The following is a 20,042-nucleotide window of genomic DNA, read 5'->3' on the forward strand; positions in this document are numbered from 1 at the left end:
GTAGGTTGCATACGCGTTACGCACCCGTACGACGGTGACACCGAAATGCCCCCTCGCCTTGCATGTATTAAGCCTGCCGCTAGCGTTCATCCTGAGCCAGGATCAAACTCTCCATAGTAAATTACTTATTGTATGGCCGCTATCCGAAAATAGCAACCTGTCTTTATACACTACATCTTGTGCTTCTCTTCATCATGTCAAAGAACGGCGCTTTAAGTCTCCTTAAAACTAGTGGCAAAACTCGTTCGTCTTACCCGTTTCCCCGATTGGGAGTGCAAAGGTGCAAGCCTTTTTTTTTAGATGCAAGTCCTTTGAAGAAAAAAAATATGATATTTATTTAATCGCTTGATTATCAGAAATGATTTTGTAAAAATATTTTTACTAGAACATCTCAATGGATTTGAAATACTCTAAAACATGCATTTTAAGTAAGGACTCCTGACTTAAAAGATCGCCTTGCGGCAATGCACGAACTAATTCCCAATGAGGCCATCCGTCGGCATCTGTACCCTGAAATTCATAGTATCCGGATAGGCTCAGGATGCGACAGATGCCTATATGCATGAGATCCTGCTTTTGTTCTTTACTAAAATGAAGGGCTCCTTTTCCTAATTCCTGTACACCTATAAGGAAAAGCACGCCGTTCAGGTCGCCGGGTTTTTTACCTACCGATGATTCAAGAATATTTAGTAATTCTGCCCACTGAGTATCTATAGGTAGATCGTGTCTGTTCATGAGGGGGTAGTTGCAGGTAAAGCTTCCCAATATTCAAAGGCCCGGCGTAGGTGAGGAATTACGATAGTGCCTCCTATGAGCGTGGCAATCGAAAATACTTCCTGAATCTGAGAGTCTGTGATTCCCAATTCCTTACATTTACCCAAATGATATTTTACACAATCGTCGCATCGCAACACCATGGAACAGGCAAGGCCGATCATTTCTTTGGTTGCCACGTCGACAGTTCCAGGTGCGTAAGTATTTGTATCTAAATTGAAGATGCGCTTTAGTATCAGATTGTCCGATTGCATGATTTTGTCATTCATTCGGCTTCTGTACTCATTAAAATCGTCTACAAGATCCATTGATTATAAGCTAAATTTTTGTTGCCACGAATAAGTATAACGGACAGATTTACGAAAGAGTTTATATGAATGCCAAACTTGCCCTCTACTGGAATGATTTTCTGGACATTTTATTTCCACGTTGCTGTGAGGCGTGTGAAACAGCTTTGCTTGGAAATGAAAAGCTAATTTGCACAGCCTGCAGGATTTCTTTGCCCCGCATTGATGCAGGTTTTCAGAAAGATGTATTACGAGGAAAGTTTGCTGGCAACAGCGAGGTGCAGGAGGTGTTTGCCTTTCTGGCATTTACAAAAAAAGGAAGGGTTCAACATTTACTTCAGGCACTTAAATATAAAGGGGTCCCGGAGGTTGGCATTCTTCTTGGAACGATGATGGTTCAGGAGATGCAGGAAAGAAAGTGTTTTCCAGAAGCAGACCTTATTCTAAGTGTTCCCTTGCATCCTAAAAGAAAGGCGGAACGTGGCTATAATCAGAGCGATGCTTTTGCAGAAGGGCTTTCGGAGATTTCGGGAGTTCCGTGGTCAGGAGTGGTACTTCAGCGTACGGTATATACAAAAACTCAAACCGGAAAGAGCAAAATAGAAAGACGAGAAACTATGCAGGGAGTTTTTGCGGTCAATTCACCGGAATCGGTTGCCGGGAAGAAAATAATCCTGGTAGATGATGTTTTGACAACAGGCGCAACGCTGCAAGGCTGTATAGATGTATTGATTGAATCAGGTTGCCGTTCGCTCTATATAATGACACTAGCCGCGGCTCAGTAGAGCACACGGCTAGTGTCATTATATAGGATAACAGAAAATGTTAAGTTAAAAGAACTATCGATTTCTTCCGGTAGAAATCATGGCGCAGCGAAAACCTACGGTAGCGGTAGACGAATCCTGATCCATAAACCGGCGGGTTCCGGGGGATAGCCAATAGGCTACATCCGACCACGATCCTCCTTTGTACACGCGAATCTTATCGTTTATTAAAGAATTGTTATTTTTTGAATCATAATTTTTGGCTTCATCCATGTAGCCGTCCCGACGAAGAGAGTTCAAGTCATTGAAATCCATGTAAGAAAGTGGGCGGTAAACATCCTGTACCCATTCGTTGACATTACCGGCCATATCGTACAAACCATTGTCGTTAGGAGGATAGGAACGAATTTCCTGCGTAATGATGGCGCCATCATTTGATCGTCCGGCAATACCGGCATAGTCACCCCGTCCTCGTTTGAAGTTTGCCAACATAGTACCTTGTTTGCGTCCACGAGGTTGACGAAGCGTCGATCCGTCCCAGGGATAAATCCGTTGGTTGGATTGGTTTTCGTCAGCATATTGTGTTCCGATCATACCTTTGGCGGCATATTCCCACTCAGCCTCGGTTGGAAGACGGTAGTTGGGGAGAACATACCCGCTTTCGACAGACATGGTAGATGGTGCGGAGGCAGATGCAACTTCGGCCTGAGCTTCTTTCTTTTTCTTACCCAATGAAATTCCCTTTTTGGATTTACCAGCGGCTGTTCCCTGCGCATTCATGGATTGATTTACAGCATTGGTACGCCAGGTACAGTAATCCGTTGCCTGCGCCCACGAAACACCTACGACTGGATAGAGGCGAAAACCAGGATGGCGAAGATACATATTTACATAGGAATCATTGAATGACAACGGGTTAAACCAAACGTTGGTATCAGGAAGGGCGCGGCGGTAAAATTCTTCCGAAGAGTCACGCTGTACGGCGTCCAAAAATTCGAGATAGTGAATATTGGCAACTTCGGTCTCATCCATATAGAATGACTGAATACTGACGGTACGTTCCAGGTTGTCGCGCGTGCCCATCACATCTTCTTCCAAAGACCCCATCGTAAAACGTCCTCCTTCAATAAATACCAAATCAGGGCCAGCGGGAAGCGCTTTGTATTGCTTTACCTGAAACCCATCTTTCGCATTGTAGGCCATTCCGGTTTTGGAACTAGTCTTGCCGGGTTTAAGACTTGTCGGGTCTTTTTTCTTACAGGAACTTGCCACCACCAATACCATAAGTACCAGGGAAAGCGATTGGATACCAATACTACGCATGCAAATCATTGCTTTTAAGTTGCTTAAATTTATAGTATGTCTGTTTTTATTACGGCTCGCAAAGATAGAAGGTTTCTATCTATTCAGTACGCATCGGGCCTTATCTATTCAGTTCTTCAAGAATACTTCGGGCTTCATCAATTGACTTAACATCAAAGCAACTCAGGATAAGTTTGCCTTTCGTGTCTTTCAGCGCGGTCTGTTTTCCATGTTTTTGAATGTAATCAATTACTTTGCCAAACTTAGGAGACTGAAAGAATTTGTCGTTCTGGGAAGAAACGAAGTATCCTTTCATGGTATTGTTTTTTAAAGTCAATTTTTCAAAATGCAGGATTTCCGCTTCCAGTCGTAAGCGCACTGTTTTCAGAAGATTCTGAACTTCAAGCGGTAAGGGCCCAAATCGATCGTTTAGCTCTGCTTCAAAAGCCAAAAGATCTGACTCACCTTTGAGATTGTCGAGCCGGGTATATAACGATAACCTTTCCGAAATATTCTTTACATAGGATTCTGGAATGAGCGTGGCCAAATCGGTTTCGATCTGACAGTCGGGCAGCAGGTTTTGCGGAACGGTAAGGGATGTTGCAAAGAGATCTTTAAATTCATTCTCTTTTAATTCTTTCACTGCTTCATCGAGCATTTTGTGGTAAAGCTCATACCCAAGGTCATTTACAAAACCACTTTGCTCGGCTCCCAGCAAATTACCCGCACCCCGAATATCCAAATCACGCATAGCTACTTTGAAACCATCCCCAAGTTCCGAAAACTCTTCCAGGGTTTGCAGGCGCTTGCGAGAGTCGTTGGAAAGCAACGATGTCGGAGGTGTAAGCAAATAACAAAAAGCCTTTCGGTTGGAGCGTCCTACCCGGCCGCGCATCTGATGCAGATCCGACAAACCAAACATGTGTGCGGAGTTGATAATGATAGTGTTGGCGTTTGGAATATCAATCCCAGATTCGATGATATTGGTCGAAACCAGAATGTCGTATTCGCCTTCAATAAATAGCATCATCACTTTTTCGAGCCGGTCGCCTTCCATTTGGCCATGCGCAACACCAATGCGCGCATCGGGTACGAGGCGCAAAATAATGTTGGCAATCGACTCAATATCATTGACCCGATTGTGCACAAAAAATACTTGTCCGCCTCTATTTAACTCAAAACTGAGCGCATCCCGAATAAATTCTTCACTAAATGAGTGTACCTCGGTTGTCACAGGCTGACGGTTAGGCGGAGCGGTAGCAATGACGGATAAATCGCGGGCGCCCATCAGCGAAAAGTGAAGGGTGCGTGGAATGGGCGTCGCCGTGAGCGTTAGCACGTCTACGTTGATGCGCATTTCTTTCAAACGATCTTTCGCCTTTACGCCAAATTTCTGCTCTTCGTCAACCACAAGCAGGCCAAGGTCTTTAAAATGCACATCTTTATTCAGGATTCGGTGCGTGCCAATCAGAATGTCAATTTTGCCTTCGGCCGTTTGTTTCAGCGTTTCTTTGATGTCTTTGGTACTTTTGAACCGATTGATATAGCCAACTCGCACCGGGAAGTCAGCAAGGCGTTCACTGAATGTTTTAAAGTGCTGCATGGCCAAAATGGTAGTTGGTACGAGTACGGCGACCTGTTTACTATCACAAACGGCCTTGAAAGCGGCCCGAATGGCTACTTCTGTTTTTCCAAAACCTACATCACCACACACGAGCCGATCCATAGGATGGCTTTTTTCCATATCGTCTTTGACGTCGTTAGTCGCTTTGGCCTGATCGGGCGTATCTTCGTACAAAAAGGAAGATTCCAGCTCGGCCTGCATATAATTGTCTTTCATGAATGCAAAACCGGGCGCTTCTCTTCGCTTGGCATAGAGGGCAATCAGCTCCTTGGCAATGTCTTTCAGTTGCTTTTTGACCCGATTCTTTTTGGCTTCCCACTCCCCTGATCCCAGCTTACTCATGGCCGGAGGTGTTCCTTCTTTTCCGGTGTAGCGGGCAATTTTATGCAAATTATGTACACTTACGTACAGCAGGTCGTTGTCGCGGTATACCAGCCTGACGGCCTCTTGTTCCTGACCGTTTACTTCCTGCCTTTCCATGCCCGCAAAGCGCCCGATGCCATAGTCTACGTGCGTTACAAAATCGCCGGGTTGCAGCGTTTTGAGTTCTTTTAGGGTAATCGCTTTGGACTTGTTGAACTTTACCTTGATCCGGTATTTATGAAAACGGGAAAAAATCTGATGATCCGTGTAGCAGGCAATTTTCAGTTGCTCGTCAATATAGCCTTCCCTCAGCGCAATACTCAGCGGGCGAAACTTGACGTAAGGATCCAGATCTTCAAAAATTCGTTCGAGTCGATCCAATTGACGAGGCTGCTCGGCCACAAGTACATTCAGGTACCCTTTGCCCTGATTTTCGGAAAGGTTTCCCAGAAGTCGCTCAAAATCTTTATTAAAAGACGGTTGAGGTTTGGAGGTAAATTGAATTTTATTTTCATTTTTGAAATAAAACCGACGGCCAAATTCGATGGTTTTAAACTCCTTTACCTTGTTCAAAAAACCCCGACGGGTTTCAAAGAGAGTGTCAGGATTTGATACAATTTGCACGCCGCCACCCGTTACTTCGGCCAGGGCAAGTTGGGCTTTTTCAAAATTGTTTTCAATGATTTCCAGCGTCAATTCTACATCCTTAAACCAAATCAGCGCTGACTCGGGCAGAAAACTCAGAAACGATTCGCGTGTTTCGTATTCCAGTTTTTTCTGAATATCGGGTACAATATTGATTTGCTGTACGGCTTCTACCGAGAGCTGGGTTTCAGGATCAAACGAGCGCAGGCTTTCGACTTCATCGCCAAAAAGCTCGATACGATACGGATATTCGCTGGCGTATGAATAAACATCTACAATACCTCCCCGAAGAGAAAACTGTCCGGCTTCAAAAACAAAATCGGTTAGTTCAAAACCATAGTTATGCAAAAACTCAGTCATGAAAGCCGGGTCAAGCTTTTCGCCAACCTTCACCGAAAAGGTATTTGCTAATAGAGAACGCTTATTGATTACCTTCTCAAAAAGTGCCTCAGGATAGGTAACGATTTGTAAAGGAGCGGGTTTGCTGACGTTCAGTTTGTTCAGAATCTCGGCCCGCATCAGAACATTGGCATTTTCAATTTCTTCAAACTGATAGGCGCGTTTGTAGGAGGTAGGATAAAAAAGTACGTCCTCCGTTCCCAGCAAACTTTGCATATCGTTCTGAAAATAAGCAGCTTCTTCGCGGTCACTGAGAACATACAGTGAAAGCTGCGGCAGGTGCCGGTTATGCACCGTGGCGGCAATAACCGCATCAAGACTACCAACCAATCCTTTGACTTGTACGTGAGCATCAGCCGGTGCCTGCGACTGAATCTGATTGACGAGCAACTGAATGTAGCTGTCGTTGGCGTATAATGTTAGAAAATCTTTTACTTCCAAGAAATGAGTACGTTAGAAACCTTTAACTAAGTAGCGATACGTTCGCTCTGACTGAAAATCAGTAAAAACACAAAAAGCCGTCGAAGGCAAAATTCCCTCGTCGGCAACCTGAATAACAACTCTTTTCCTACATTTGTTACCGGTGCTATCTGTTTGTGGATCAAAGCCGGTTTGTAAAAAAAGTGCCTTTGGACAAATATAAAGTGGTTTGTAGCAAAAAAAGAGCTTTCACTTAAATTTAATATACCCTCATACCTCATGTTGGAATGGCTGAATCAACCGCTTACACTTGCTGAGTTTGCCACGACTCCCCTCGAAATCCTGGGATTTGTAACGGGTGCTATTTGCGTATACCTCAATACCCGTCAGAATGTGTGGGGGTGGTTTTTCGGAATTATCAACGCAGTACTTTATGCAGTAGTTTTCTGGCAGGCAAGGCTATACGCTGACATGGGTCTGCAAGGGTACTATTTTTTTACGAGCATATATGGCGCATGGATGTGGCTTTATGGGGGCACCAATCAGGAAGCATTGCCCGTAAGCTTTACGCCCCGGCGGCTATATGGACTTTTTATTGCTATTTTTTGCGTAGCCACGTTGGGTTGGGGCTATTTATTAAACCGCTACACCGATGCAAGTCTGAGCTATATTGACTCGGGCCTGACGGCTGCCAGCCTGTTGGGACAATGGATGATGGCGCGTAAATATCTGGAAAACTGGCTTCTGTGGATTGTGGCCGATGCCTGCTACATTGGAATGTATATTTACAAAGAGCTGCATCTGACGGCTTTGCTTTATGCCGTTTTTCTGGGATTGGCCGTGATCGGATATTTTCAGTGGAAGCGATCTTTGGCAGAATCAGCAATTCCTGAAAGCTACTGAACGAGGCTAAACGGAATTTCCTGCTCTTCCAGAATGGCCCGAATCCGTGAGCTGTCGTCAAAGAGAATACGAAGTTCTTTTTTGGAAAAATCTTCTTCCTGATCTTCATCAAGCCACTTCCAGTCTTCGGCTGATGCCTCCAACAGGTCGAGCAAAGTGCCAAGTTTCCCATCCGATTTTTCATGAAGCAGCCAATCGCCACTGTTCTGAATGAAAATGACTATTTTTTCTTCGTCAATCCACTGCAAATCATTGAGAAGCTCATCTAAGGAATCGAGGTTGAAACCAAAATAATCCGGGAAGTCGAGCGCACGACCGAGTTGCTCATAAAAAGCCTTCAACGAAGTGGCCTGAGTGCCATCGACGGTAGCAATGTACCAATCGGCAAAAGCCGTGGAAGGGTTTGTTTGGGCGTCAATTAATAAAAAATGAGTACTTTTCATTCGTATAAAATTAGTCTTTTTCAAAAATCAGTCTTCGGGTCGCTCGCAACTTGACCCTCCGGAAAATCCTGAAATTTATTCATCTCTTCGCAACTTTCACGCATTTTTGAGTAAAAGGTAACTCACAAATTTACCCAATGGAACGCGTAAACGTATTTGAGCAAAGCATTTTATTCGGTTTCGATTTCAATAAACGTGGAATAATGATCCTTTGTGTACCACGCCCGTCCGTCCGCAGAGGTAACAAGCCTTTGCGCACCCCGATTTTTGCCTTTAACTTTCGGGTTTACGTCCCATTCCCGGTAGTTCATTGATTGTCCTGAGGCCGTCTTTTGCGGTAAGCGTTTTTCATAATTTCCAAACTTCCGTCCGCCGACATATCCTTCCGGCGCTCGTCCGTGAATCCGTACATAGTCCAGTACTTCGTAAACCTTTGCCGGAATCTGAGCATTTGCAGTCGATTTCTTTCGGCCCTCGCGACTCGCTGTTTCATCTGACAGCACAAGTGGTTTTTGGGCTGCTGCCCTCTCCTGCTGATACACCTGCGCTGAGGAACGCTCCGTAGTAGACCAACAGCCACTTAGCGATGATGTCAGGATCAACAAGAAAAAAAACGTGAAATTGTTATGGAAAAATTTCATGTTCAGGAAAGCTTTTAAGGTAAAGTTCGGGAGGATTAATTTTTAAAGAAATAATAAAAAACCCTTTCTACAATACGAAGAGAAAGGGTTTTTTGAACAAAATAAAATGTTTGTTTGCTTAATTTAAAGAAAAAAGCGGCAACCGAAGGGCCACAACATTATTGAACATCAACTCCGAAATTACAGGTTCCATGTAGTCAATCAAGGGGAATTGGGACATAATTGCCATTACTTCCAGCTCGCTGTCTGCATGTACCACACACCATAGCCGGGTGCGGTCGGCCGTCAGGGCATACGACATAAGCGTCCCCTGTTCCATGAGCTCGTTTACTTTTTTCCGTTGCGCCGGAATTTTCCGGGCAAAGTCCTCGGTCAGGACCGACGGGAGTTGTATTTCTACCATAAATTGACTCATACGGAACTAGTATTAGGTGTCAGAAAGAACCACTTGCAAGTACAGCATTAACAATTTTTAGCTCGTCATCGTTGATACTGTGCCCAAAATTTTCATAAAGTTTTGTTAAAACATTTGCATTCAATGACTTAAAAATGGCATCAGATTCCTGAACGCGCTCTTTCGGAATGTGAAAATCGACATCGCTGCATCCCAGAAAAACGGGTGTTCCAGCAAGATTTCCTCCATAGTCAGGTAGCATTCCTTCCGGTCCTATGAGTCCTCCGCTCAATCCAAAAACCCCGCCGTATTGCGTCGGATTACGCGCTGCATAATCAAGGGCAAGGCAGGCGCCCTGCGAAAAACCCAGTAAATAGATGTGCTCGTAGGCAAAGCCGTACTCGTTATGAAGTGCATCAACGATCGTACCAAGAACGCCCAAAGCCGACGATAATCCAGGTTCATTTTGTTGGGTAGGCGCCATAAATGAGTATGGATACCAGCTATTTTGAGTAGCCTGCGGAGCCACAAAAGCCAGATTTGGATCGGGAAAGTACTCTGATAATGACAAAATACTTTCGGCAGAAGCTCCGCGCCCGTGTACCATCAGCATCACTTTTTCTGCTTTGCTTAGCGGGGCTCCACGTGAAATTCTATGAGCGGGATTATGTTGTAGTTGCATATTTTTTCAAATTTACCCGGAACCACAGAAGGTCCCGGGATAAGTTCTACTCGAAAAATTTATTTTGCCTCTGCCACCAAAACCGGTAAAGCAGCTTCGATTTTTGCCCGGCGTGGCTCGTACCATTCCGGCAGTTTCAGGGCCGAACCCAGAGATTCCTGCGGTTCGTCGATTGTAAATCCCGGCGGATTGGTGGCTATTTCAAATAAAATACCTCCGGGCTCGCGGTAATAAATGCTGTGAAAATAATTCCGGTCCAGGACTTCCGTGGGCTGATAGCCTGAACTCAATAGCTGCTCTCTGATTTCAAGTTGAGTTTCATCACTATCTGTCGAAAAGGCCACGTGATGTACGGAGCCTGCGCCCTGAAGCGCCCGCACCTCGTTGGGCGAGAAAAGTACATCCACAAAACTGCCTGAACCACCCGCACCGGCCTGAAACCGAAATCGATCTTTTTCCTCTGCCACTAAGGTATGCTGCATCACGTTGGTGAGCAAAGAAACCGTACGGTCTATGTTATTTTCATTCAGCGAAACCGTGTGAAAACCCCGAATAGAAAATTCTACGGGAATTTTTCCATTATCCCAACCCGGACGAACATCGGCGCGATTGGCTACTAACTCAATGCCAGTTCCGTCAAAATCCTCGAACCGCAGGTACGTTTCGTCAAATCTTTTGTACGGTCCGGCATACGGAATTCCGAAGGAAACCAAACGATCCATCCAAAAACTCAACGATGCCTCGGGGATTGAATAAGCCGTATAAGTCAGCTGACCAATTCCTTTGCGCCCACGGCTAAGCCCGGCGTACGGAAAAAACGTAAGCACAGACCCCGGCGTGCCGTTTTCGTCTCCGTAGTACAGGTGATACACATCCGGTGCGTCAAAGTTTATCGTTTTTTTGATCATGCGCAGGCCCAGGATCCCTACATAAAAATCTACATTACGTTGTGCATCACTCGCCAGTGAAGTGACGTGGTGGATGCCATTGATCAGCGTGTTCATGAAAAAATAAATTTAAGTGTATAAACATTTAATGTATATACATATAATTAAACCATTTAGTTTCCTATTGTTTTCTTTTTTAGAATAACTTGCTGATTTACAAGATGTTTAAATTTTATTTGTATAAATTTTAAAAAAAATACTGAAAAATTAAAAAAGTACTGCCCTATCTTTGCAGCTGAAAATCTCAAAAGGGGTGCCCTACCAATCGGGCTGAGATCATACCCATTGAACCTGATCCGGGTAATGCCGGCGAAGGGATGAGACGATTCGTCGTGTTAAAATAGCTACATTTTTGAAACAATTTTCGGTTCCCCCCGGTGTGCGCAGCCCGGTGAATGGATTGGTTGCAAAAATCTAAGATTTAAACAGGCGTACGTCAGTAGTTGTACTATATTTTTCATTCAGGATAGGTTTGGCCCCTTGCCTATCGTAAACTTTATCTCGCAATGCGAAAAGTTACGACCTATCTGTTAGTCTTTGCCCTAACCTGGGCAATGCACACATTTTCGTTGGCTCAGCAGGCCACAATTTCCGGGCAAGTAGTTGATGCTCAGGATGGAAATCCTCTGCCCGGCGCCACTGTCCGGGCCGGCGAATACCGGGGAACAACCACTAATACTGGCGGACAGTTCTCTTTATCCTCAATTTCGGAGCAAGTTCAGTACCTCGACATTTCGTACGTAGGCTACGAAAAACTGCGTTTGCCAATAAGTACGCTTTCCGCTAATCCCGTTGTGAGGCTTTCCCGTTCTATTTTTACCGCCGATGAGGTAGTAGTAAACGCAACTCGTACCAACGACCACTCGGGTTTAGCCTACACGAATGTATCAGCTCAAACGCTTGAAAAACAGAATCTTGGTCAGGATATTCCGGTACTTCTCAACTTTACGCCCTCGCTTGTCAGTACGTCTGATGCCGGAGCGGGTGTAGGCTATACCGGCATACGGATTCGGGGAACAGATGCGACCCGAATCAACGTGACTATTAACGGTATTCCGTACAACGATGCTGAAAGTCAGGGAGTATTTTGGGTCAACATGCCTGATTTTGCCTCTTCGGTCAGCAGCATTCAGATTCAGCGCGGCGTGGGTACGTCTACCAATGGAGCCGGGGCGTTTGGGGCCACGGTGAATGTCAGTACCAACGAATTTCGCAAAGAGCCTTATGCCGAACTATCCAATTCCTTTGGCTCGTTTGCCACGCGCCGGCACACGGTTAAGGCCGGAACGGGTTTACTGAATAATAAATTTACGGTCGATGCCCGGCTTTCTCAGGTTGTTTCTGATGGTTTTATTGACCGGGCTGAAAGCAATTTACAGTCATACTATCTTTCCGGAGGGTATTTTGGTAAGAAAAGCTTTGTCCGGCTCAACGTTTTTTCAGGAAAAGAAGTGACGTACCAATCGTGGTATGGCACGCCCGAGTCGCGCCTCAAAGGCGACCGCGAAGGCATGCTTGCCTACATTGACCGCAACGGACTGAACAACCGCGACGCCCAAAATTTGCTCAACTCCGATAGCCGAACTTATAATTTTTATACCTACGAAAATGAGGTAGACGATTACAAGCAGGATCATTACCAATTGGTTTCTTCCCATACATTGAGCAAAAATCTCACCTTCAACCTGAATGGATTTGTGGTGCGTGGCAAAGGGTTTTATGAGCAGTTTCGGGATGAAGACGATCTGGAAACCTATGGCATTCAGCCACTTGTTTTGGGCGATCAAACCCTTGCCACGTCTGATTTAATTCGTCGCCGATGGCTCGATAATTTCTTTTACGGTACCACGTTTTCGTTCGATTATACGAATTTTAAGAAGCTGACAGCCAATATTGGCGGCGGGTGGAACACCTACGACGGCGATCATTTCGGGGAGGTAATTTGGGCGCGCAATGCCGGGAACAGCAACATCCGGCAGCGGTACTACTATAATCAAGGCATAAAAAAGGATTTTAACCTGTATGCAAAAGTATACTACCAACTTACTGAAAAGCTTAATGCCTTCGGCGATGTACAGGTTCGCAGCGTGAGACATACAGTTTCCGGAAATGACAATCAGCAGCGGCAGCATGATTTTGACCAACCGTTTACATTCTTTAATCCGAAAGCTGGTTTGAACTACCAACTGTCGGAGCGCAGCACGGCTTATGTCTCATATAGCATTGGTAACCGTGAACCAAATCGGGACGATTTTACGGAAGCTGCTGCCGACATAGTTCCCAAAGCAGAAACGCTGCGTGACCTGGAAGCCGGATTCAGGACGCAAACTAACCGACTGGCTTTTTCGGCAAATTACTATTTCATGGATTATAGAAATCAGCTGGTGCTAACCGGGCAGGTAAACGACGTCGGGAATTCTATCCGGGTCAATGTGCCGAAGAGCTACCGCATGGGGCTGGAACTCGAAGCGGGCGTTGCCTTGAACAATCGCTGGAAATGGAACGTGAACGCAACTTTCAGCCAAAATAAAATTGCCAACTTTACGGAGTACGTTGTAGATTATGACGAAGGAGGTTACCAGGAAATCAATCATGGAAAAACCGATATTTCATTTTCTCCTGCGCTCATTGTAGGTAGTCAGCTCTTGTATACGCCGGTTAAAAATGTCGAATTGGCGCTTCTAACCAAATACGTTGGCAAACAATACCTCGATAATACCTCCTCCGCCGACCGGGCGTTGGATGCTTATTTGACCAATGATCTGCGGCTTATATGGACCCTAACGCCAACCTGGGCGAAGCAAATATCGCTGACCGCCCTGGTCAACAACGTATTGGACGAAACCTACGCTTCTAACGGCTACACCTACGGGTATATCTACGGCGGCCGCATTCAGGAGAACTTTTACTATCCGCAGGCGGGGCGTAATTTCCTGCTCGGCCTGACCCTGAAATTTTAAAAAAAGAAGAAATTTTACTTAGCTATTTATCAACAAGGAGTTTAGAGTCATTCTGAACTCCTTGTTGGTAAAAAATAGAAGATGTACGCTGTACATCATTTTCAAGAAATTCCGTTGACGCCTGGCAAAGCAGCCGCCCATCTTGCTTACCTTTGCGGCATGAACTTACAAAACGATCTTTTACTCAGGGCCGCTCGCGGAGAGCGCGTGGAGCGCGTGCCCGTGTGGACGATGCGGCAAGCAGGCCGTATCCTTGCCGAATACCGGGCCGTTCGTGAGCAGGCCGGTAGTTTTATAAAGTTGGCCACCACGCCCGAACTCGCTGCGGAGGTCACAATTCAGCCCGTCGATATTCTTGGGGTTGATGCGGCCATTATTTTCTCGGATATTTTGGTCGTTCCCGAAGGCATGGGTCTTCCCTACGAAATGGTAGAACAGCGCGGGCCCGTGTTTCCGCGGACTGTCCGCACTCTCAAAGACCTCGAAAGTTTGCGAATAGCCGATCCCGAGGCCGATTTGGGCTATGTGCTGGATGCCTTGAAAATTGTAAAAAAAGAGTTGAATGGTCGCGTGCCGCTTATTGGTTTTGCGGGGGCTCCGTTCACTATTTTCTGTTACATGACCGAAGGAAAAGGCTCCAAAACGTTCTCTATTGCCAAAAAACTGCTGTACACTGATCCTGAGTTTGCACATATTCTTCTACAAAAAATAACCGACAGCACCATTGCGTATCTCAAAGCGCAGGTAATTTCAGGGGCAGATTTGGTCCAGATTTTTGATTCGTGGGCAGGCATTCTTTCTCCTGAGCAGTACCGCGTTTTTTCACTGCCTTATATCAAACAGATTTGCGAAGCACTTTCGGAGCATGTGCCGGTGACGGTTTTTGCCAAAGGCGCTTTCTTTGCCCGTAAAGAAATCGGGGAACTGTCGTGTGCGGTGGTTGGGCTGGACTGGAATATGGATGTGCAGGAATCGCGGGCGTTGATTCCCGGCAAAACCCTGCAGGGAAATCTTGACCCCTGTGCACTCTATGGAACCTTTGAACAGATTCGTAACGAAGTCAAAAAAATGGTCGATCAGTTTGGCACGCAGCGGTACATTGCTAATTTGGGACACGGCGTCTATCCCGACACTCCTCCCGACAATGTGCGTTGCTTCATTGATGCCGTAAAAGAATTTTCGCAGGTATAAAGCACGAAATTTCCAGGAAAGAAAAATGGTTGGTTAATCGGAGGATCGGCTTACGAAACTCCGATTTAATCCGCATCCCACACACCGCATTCCAGAATTTCAAGCACATGCCCATCGGGATCGTCAAAATAGAACGAACGTGTCCCTCGTGCCCATGTTTCGTGATGATACACATCAATATTTCGTTCTTTCACGGCCCGAAGTAAGGCATCATAATGGCCTTCGGGAGCTTCAAAGGCAAGATGCTGACGGCCGTAGGCATAGTGCGGGGGCGGAAATTTTTTGGCGCGCGAAACCTCCGCCAAAAAACACAGCAGCACCGAGCTTCCTGCCCGAAAAAATACATGGCTATCCGTAACGAAGGAAATTATTTCCAGTCCTAGTTGTTCTGAGTAAAAGATCTTTGTTCGTTCAAGATCCTCTACGTACAGACAGGTTTCCTTAATTTGAGTAAATTTCATGGAAATGATTCAATATATTAAAACGCAAACCGGTACTAATTCTGCGGGGCTATTTTCAGGAACCGCTCCCCTTACTCTTAAAAAAACTTTGCCATGAAAAAAACAGCAGCCTATTATGTAGAGCAATTTCAGGGAAGATTCGAGCCTGCTTTGGTAGAAGAACTTGCCGAAAAAGGCCACTACGCTTTGCTGAAAGAAGGTGACGTGCTCATGACGCCCGGCTCTTATATTCGCTCGGTACCTATAATTCTAAGTGGGGCTATCAAAATCCTGCGAATGGATGAAGAAGGACGGGAGATTCTGATGTACTACCTCGGAAGCGGTGAGTCGTGTGCCATGTCTCTGACGTGCTGCCTCAATGCCCGCAAAAGTGAAGTGCGGGCTGTGGCCGAGGAGCCTACCGAACTAATCATGCTGCCGGTTCAGAATGTAGAAGAATGGGTGACCAAGTACTCTACCTGGCGCTCTTTTGTGTTTCAAACCTACCAACGCCGGTTTGATGATCTGCTTGCCACGATTGATGGGGTTGCTTTCCGGAAAATGGACGAACGCCTGTGGCATTACCTCGAGCGCAAAGCAAATCTGAGTTCCTCGGCGGTAGTAGAAACAACGCATGAAGAAATCGCGCTTGAATTGGGCACCTCTCGGGAAGTTGTGTCGCGACTTTTGAAACAGCTCGAAAAGTTAGGACAAGTGCGCCTGTCACGCAATCGGGTGGAATTGGTAAATTAGACATGAAAAATAAATGTGTGTTTCTGGATCGGGATGGTGTTTTGAATGCCGATGAACAGTACTATACCTATCGCCTCGAAGATGTAATATTACTTGATGGAGTTCCCGAAGCCCTGCGACTTTTAAAAGAAGCGGGTTATTTACTCATCGTCATTACCAACCAGGCGGGTATTGCCAAGGGCGACTACGAGGCCGCAGACGTACGGGCGGTGCATCAACTCATGCAGGAATTGTGCGGTGTAACGCTGGACGATCTTTACTTTTCTCCACATCATCCCGACTATTCGTCGCAGTCGCTTCGTCGCAAGCCTGACTCGCTGATGATTGAAAAAGCTATGGCCAAACATCGCATTGATCCTGCCCAATCGTGGATGATCGGTGATCGGATGTCGGATGTAGAGGCGGGTAAAAAAGCAGGCGTGCGAACTGTGCTGATTCGAAAGTCGGAAGACGTTTCATCTGAGCCGGACTTTCAGGCGGCAGATTTGCTGACGGCTGCAAAACTAATTACCTCCTCTGTCGAGACTGATAGTGTTTGAAATGCTGCTAACGGTAGTGGTGGAGGTTTGTTTGAATGTAAAGAAAAGATACAAACTCAGAAGTATCACCGCAATTTCAAAAACCAATAAACCCCCGACGAGTCCGAAATAATCGGCCAAATACCCAATGCCGATGGCCGGAATCCCGAAACCGATATAACCCGTACACATATATCCCGCCACCGCCCTTGACCGCTGCACGCCTCCCGCCTGCGAAATGAGCGCCAACCCTCCCTGATAGCTAAAACCATAGGCCGCCGAGCCAATAATGGCCGTTCCTGCCAGAATAACGAAGATGTTCGTCACGTAACTCCCCAAAACCACCAACCCCATACCCAGGGGCATAAGCCAAAATCCAATGCGAAGGGAGGTCGCCGGATGAAAGTTTTTGCGTATCCAGGGTTGCAAAAAAGCCCCCGTCCAGTTGACCAAAACCAGGCAAAATCCTGCATAGGCCGTGTAGCCAAACGTAGCCAATTGGCTGGGAAGTACGGCAATCACGATTCCGCCCGTTGCCCAGCAAATCGCAATGGATAAATTGATCGGCAGAGAGCCTTTGGGAAAATAAGGCAGGCGCAAAATCTTGCCGCCAATTGGCGGAATCGCCGGCAAAGTAAAAGCTGCAAGAAGCCCTGCGAGCGTTAGAGCGCTGACAAAATAGTAGGTGACAGGCCGAAATGTGAAGAAAATCAGGAGCGCAACTGTGGTTAGAAAAGCACCGCCGCTAAATCCAAAAGCCGTAGAAAGCGAAGCAGCATTCGCCGCCTTCGAAGCCGCCTGCGGGTGCGGATGAAGTACTTCGGCAAGGTAAGCCGTGCCGGTACCCATGCTTAGCCCAAGAGCAATGCCCTGAAAAAGCCGGGCAAAAACAAGGGCATATACCGTTGGAAATGCTGTAATAATCAGGTCGGCGGCCAACGCACAGCAAAGGCTTAAGATCAGGATGGGTTTTCGGCCTACGGCATCCGAAATGCCGCCCAAAAACACGTAACAGGGCAACATTCCCAGAATATAGGCCGCAAGTACAAGCGCCGTTTGGCCGTTTGTCAGCCCTGCCGCTTCGGCGTAAGGGCGAAACAGCGGCATGGAGACATTGACCGCGAGCGTGATCAGAAAAAGTGAAAACGAAATGACGCGCGCGGGGGTCAGAATTGAATGCATGCCGTAGTGGAAAAAACCAGAGAAGTGTAAACCCTCACTGATTTTAGGCCGTCTTTGATAAAAAAGAAGCTATGAAAAAGCTGTCAGAATGTGGAAAGTAAAACCCTACGCACGCTGTGCGACGGGCGTTGAAGTAGGCTGCGAAGAAGAACCGTACGCGGGGCACTGTTTCCGGGTACAGGAGGTAGCCATCAACATTCCGCCCACAATCAAGAAAATTAAAACCTTTTTCATCCTGTTAATTGATTAAATATAGGTGTAAAACTGTACCGGTACATAGGTTCCTGACGCAAAGATAATGCCATTAAATGAGTAAGCCAACGCCCGGATACACTTCGGTATTGGCTTACTAACGAACACATTAGCCGCAGGTTGTCCGGCACGGCTAGTTTTTTGTCTCTACGAGTTCTGTCGTCTCTTCTTCTTTTGCTTCCTCAGCTACTTCGGCCCGCACGTACGACTCATCTCTGAAACCCAGAATGCGCAGCATACTTTCGCTGTCCTGCTCGTTGGCAAATACCTGCGTTGTGATGCGGCCGTTGGCGTCGCGGTCTACCAATACGTGCCGTGGGGCGGGAATCAGGCAGTGCTGAATGCCGCCGTAGCCGCCCAACGACTCCTGATAAGCGCCTGTGTGGAAAAATCCGATGTACTGCGTTTCGTCATCTCCAAAAATCGGCATGTACAAATCCGCGCTGTGCATTTCGGTATTATAAAAATCCTGTGAGTCGCAGGTAAGGCCGCCGAGGTTGACCTTTTGGTAGGGATTATCCCAATTATTGATCGGCAGCATGATATATTTCTGATTCATGCCCCACGAATCGGGTAGCTGCGTAATGAACGAACCGTCGATCATGTACCATAGCTCCTTGTCGTTTTGCAGTTTCTTGTCAATTACTTTATACACCACGGCACCACTTTCGCCGACGGTGTAGCTGCCAAATTCCGTAAAAATATGCGGAACGGGAACGTTGTTTTTGTTACAAATCCACTGAATGTTCTCTACAATCTCATCGATCATTTGCTGATAATCGTAGTTCGACTGCAACGAGGTCTGAATAGGAAGTCCGCCGCCAATGTCAATTGAATCGAGGTCGGGACACATTTTTTGCATTTCGCAATACTTAAACATAAAGCGCGTGAGCTCACTCCAATAGTACGCGCTATCTTTAATGCCCGTATTGATAAAGAAATGCAGCATTTTGAGCTTGAACCGGGGATTCGACTCAATTTTTTCTTTATACAGCTGATTTACATCGTTGTAGCGAATGCCCAAACGAGAGGTATAAAAAGCAAAGTTTGGCTCTTCGTCCGTGGCAATGCGAATGCCGAAACTCACCGACTCCGCCGTCACCGACTGCTCGTAGGTCTCGATTTCTTTGAGATTGTCCAGAATAGGAATAGCATTAAAGCCTTCGTTGATCAGCTCGCTGAGGTACTGCGTATACAGCGGGCGTTTGAAGCCGTTTGCCAGAATAAAGGTCGATTTACTGATCTTCCCGCGCCGATAGAGCTCCCGAATAATCGGAATATCAAACGAAGAAGACGTTTCGAGGTGAATGTTATGTTTCAGCGCCTCTTCCAGAATAAAACTGAAATGCGAGGATTTGGTACAATAACAATAGGTGTAACTTCCCTTGTAGTTAAACCGCTTAAACGAATTCCGGAAAAACATCCGGGCATTTTCGATATGCTCCCCAATCTTGGGAAGATAATTCAGTTTCAGGGGCGTACCGTGTTCCTTAATGATGTCCATCAGGGGTACATTGTTGAACAGCAATTCATTATTTTCATCAACGTGAAATTCCATCGTAGGAAACTCGAACGTTTGCTGAATCAGGTCAATGTAACTTTTCATTCCTTTATACGAGACACAAAATGATTAAATGGCTGATTTTTTACGGGCAGGGACTACAAATTTGATGGTAATATGCTTCTTTTCCAAACATCGTTCGGGCCTAAATCATTCCAGGCCTACTTTGTTTCATCCGCATTATTTTCTACTCCATCCTCAAAAACTTCCTGTTCGTCCTTTTCTAATTGCACACAGGTTATGCCTCCTTTTACCTTTAAGCTCCCTAACAACGATTCCCAGAAACGAAAAAACGTCAAGATTAGTATAATGCCCCTCTCTGAACACTTAATTTTTTTCAACTAATTAACGGAAAAGTACAGTATTTTATTTTTGTTAAAAAGTTGTCTGGAAACTTAATCTCTTGTTTTTATTTAATTCAGTCATATTTTCTTAAATATAAAGTCGGTATAAATTACTGATTTGCAATACGTTTTGATTTGAATGAGTATGAAAGCTATTGTCTCTCCTTGCTGACACATGAAATTTTTATAAAAACTAAGAACCTTTTTAAAGTTTCCGTAGTTCTTCGCATTAGAAAATTGCAACTTTACACCT

Annotated in this window: 19 protein-coding genes, 1 rRNA gene and 1 riboswitch; of the genes, 7 read left to right on the forward strand and 13 right to left on the reverse strand. The window is 45.8% G+C overall.

Annotated features, from left to right (window positions below):
• From EZE20_RS20235 to EZE20_RS20245, 3 genes are all read right to left on the reverse strand, one after another.
• Positions 1 to 118 (reverse strand): 16S ribosomal RNA (locus EZE20_RS20235); the annotation flags it as partial.
• Positions 119 to 381: 263 nt separating this feature from the next.
• Entirely contained in the window at positions 382 to 735 is a 354-nt protein-coding gene (locus EZE20_RS20240) for a hypothetical protein (RefSeq protein ID WP_132121151.1), read from the reverse strand.
• Positions 732 to 1,082 carry a carboxymuconolactone decarboxylase family protein gene (locus tag EZE20_RS20245; protein WP_132121153.1) on the reverse strand — a complete coding sequence of 117 codons (351 nt, stop codon included), beginning with the start codon at positions 1,080 to 1,082 and terminating at the stop codon, positions 732 to 734. Before EZE20_RS20245 ends, EZE20_RS20240 begins: the two co-directional genes overlap by 4 nt.
• 65 nt (positions 1,083 to 1,147) lie before the next feature.
• On the opposite strand from EZE20_RS20245, the gene EZE20_RS20250 reads away from it, so the two are divergent.
• The gene (locus tag EZE20_RS20250; RefSeq protein ID WP_132121155.1) at positions 1,148 to 1,846 is read left to right on the forward strand and encodes a ComF family protein; all 699 of its coding nucleotides are present in this window, start codon (positions 1,148 to 1,150) and stop codon (positions 1,844 to 1,846) included.
• A gap of 54 nt (positions 1,847 to 1,900) precedes the next feature.
• Here the strand turns inward: EZE20_RS20250 and gldJ are convergent, their stop codons facing one another.
• Positions 1,901 to 3,148, reverse strand: a complete 1,248-nt coding sequence (gene gldJ, locus EZE20_RS20255; protein WP_132121157.1) for a gliding motility lipoprotein GldJ — start codon at positions 3,146 to 3,148, stop codon at positions 1,901 to 1,903.
• A 100-nt stretch (positions 3,149 to 3,248) separates the two neighbouring features.
• Positions 3,249 to 6,599 carry a transcription-repair coupling factor gene (gene mfd / locus EZE20_RS20260; protein WP_132121159.1) on the reverse strand — a complete coding sequence of 1,117 codons (3,351 nt, stop codon included), beginning with the start codon at positions 6,597 to 6,599 and terminating at the stop codon, positions 3,249 to 3,251.
• A 258-nt stretch (positions 6,600 to 6,857) separates the two neighbouring features.
• Between mfd and pnuC the strand changes: the two genes are divergently transcribed.
• The gene (gene pnuC / locus EZE20_RS20265) at positions 6,858 to 7,481 is read left to right on the forward strand and encodes a nicotinamide riboside transporter PnuC (protein WP_132121161.1); all 624 of its coding nucleotides are present in this window, start codon (positions 6,858 to 6,860) and stop codon (positions 7,479 to 7,481) included.
• On the opposite strand, the gene EZE20_RS20270 is transcribed toward pnuC, so the two are convergent.
• The 5 genes from EZE20_RS20270 to EZE20_RS20290 form a co-directional block, all read right to left on the reverse strand.
• Positions 7,475 to 7,924 carry a barstar family protein gene (locus tag EZE20_RS20270; protein ID WP_132121163.1) on the reverse strand — a complete coding sequence of 150 codons (450 nt, stop codon included), beginning with the start codon at positions 7,922 to 7,924 and terminating at the stop codon, positions 7,475 to 7,477. The genes pnuC and EZE20_RS20270 overlap by 7 nt on opposite strands.
• A gap of 170 nt (positions 7,925 to 8,094) precedes the next feature.
• Entirely contained in the window at positions 8,095 to 8,565 is a 471-nt protein-coding gene (locus EZE20_RS20275) for a ribonuclease domain-containing protein (protein ID WP_132121165.1), read from the reverse strand.
• Positions 8,566 to 8,683: 118 nt separating this feature from the next.
• Positions 8,684 to 8,980, reverse strand: coding sequence for a muconolactone Delta-isomerase family protein (locus tag EZE20_RS20280; RefSeq protein ID WP_132121167.1), 297 nt, complete (start codon positions 8,978 to 8,980; stop codon positions 8,684 to 8,686).
• Positions 8,981 to 8,999: 19 nt separating this feature from the next.
• A complete protein-coding gene (locus EZE20_RS20285; RefSeq protein ID WP_132121169.1) occupies positions 9,000 to 9,641 on the reverse strand; it encodes an alpha/beta hydrolase in 642 nt (213 codons plus the stop codon).
• Positions 9,642 to 9,700: 59 nt separating this feature from the next.
• On the reverse strand, positions 9,701 to 10,645 hold the full coding sequence (locus tag EZE20_RS20290; RefSeq protein ID WP_132121171.1) for a ring-cleaving dioxygenase: 945 nt from the start codon (positions 10,643 to 10,645) through the stop codon (positions 9,701 to 9,703).
• A gap of 182 nt (positions 10,646 to 10,827) precedes the next feature.
• Positions 10,828 to 10,923, forward strand: a riboswitch (TPP riboswitch).
• 171 nt (positions 10,924 to 11,094) lie between these two features.
• Between EZE20_RS20290 and EZE20_RS20295 the strand changes: the two genes are divergently transcribed.
• Together EZE20_RS20295 and hemE are read left to right on the forward strand one after the other, a co-directional pair.
• On the forward strand, positions 11,095 to 13,548 hold the full coding sequence (locus EZE20_RS20295) for a TonB-dependent receptor (protein ID WP_132121173.1): 2,454 nt from the start codon (positions 11,095 to 11,097) through the stop codon (positions 13,546 to 13,548).
• A gap of 159 nt (positions 13,549 to 13,707) precedes the next feature.
• Complete coding sequence (hemE, locus tag EZE20_RS20300) at positions 13,708 to 14,739, forward strand: uroporphyrinogen decarboxylase (protein ID WP_132121175.1); 1,032 nt, start codon at positions 13,708 to 13,710, stop codon at positions 14,737 to 14,739.
• Positions 14,740 to 14,804: 65 nt separating this feature from the next.
• Here the strand turns inward: hemE and EZE20_RS20305 are convergent, their stop codons facing one another.
• Positions 14,805 to 15,200, reverse strand: coding sequence for a VOC family protein (locus tag EZE20_RS20305; RefSeq protein ID WP_132121177.1), 396 nt, complete (start codon positions 15,198 to 15,200; stop codon positions 14,805 to 14,807).
• 93 nt (positions 15,201 to 15,293) lie between these two features.
• Between EZE20_RS20305 and EZE20_RS20310 the strand changes: the two genes are divergently transcribed.
• Complete coding sequence (locus EZE20_RS20310; protein WP_132121179.1) at positions 15,294 to 15,932, forward strand: Crp/Fnr family transcriptional regulator; 639 nt, start codon at positions 15,294 to 15,296, stop codon at positions 15,930 to 15,932.
• A 2-nt stretch (positions 15,933 to 15,934) separates the two neighbouring features.
• Positions 15,935 to 16,471, forward strand: coding sequence for a D-glycero-alpha-D-manno-heptose-1,7-bisphosphate 7-phosphatase (locus EZE20_RS20315; RefSeq protein WP_132121180.1), 537 nt, complete (start codon positions 15,935 to 15,937; stop codon positions 16,469 to 16,471).
• Here the strand turns inward: EZE20_RS20315 and EZE20_RS20320 are convergent.
• A complete protein-coding gene (locus EZE20_RS20320) occupies positions 16,436 to 17,632 on the reverse strand; it encodes an MFS transporter (protein WP_132121182.1) in 1,197 nt (398 codons plus the stop codon). The two genes, EZE20_RS20315 and EZE20_RS20320, sit on opposite strands and share 36 nt — an antisense overlap.
• 88 nt (positions 17,633 to 17,720) lie before the next feature.
• On the opposite strand from EZE20_RS20320, the gene EZE20_RS24150 reads away from it, so the two are divergent.
• Complete coding sequence (locus EZE20_RS24150) at positions 17,721 to 17,882, forward strand: hypothetical protein (RefSeq protein ID WP_165933539.1); 162 nt, start codon at positions 17,721 to 17,723, stop codon at positions 17,880 to 17,882.
• Between the two features lie 135 nt (positions 17,883 to 18,017).
• On the opposite strand, the gene EZE20_RS20325 is transcribed toward EZE20_RS24150, so the two are convergent.
• A complete protein-coding gene (locus EZE20_RS20325) occupies positions 18,018 to 19,490 on the reverse strand; it encodes a type III PLP-dependent enzyme domain-containing protein (protein WP_132121184.1) in 1,473 nt (490 codons plus the stop codon).
• Positions 19,491 to 20,042: the final 552 nt, after the last annotated feature.

Origin of the sequence: Arundinibacter roseus, assembly GCF_004348825.1 — a bacterium.
GTDB lineage: Bacteria > Bacteroidota > Bacteroidia > Cytophagales > Spirosomataceae > Arundinibacter > Arundinibacter roseus.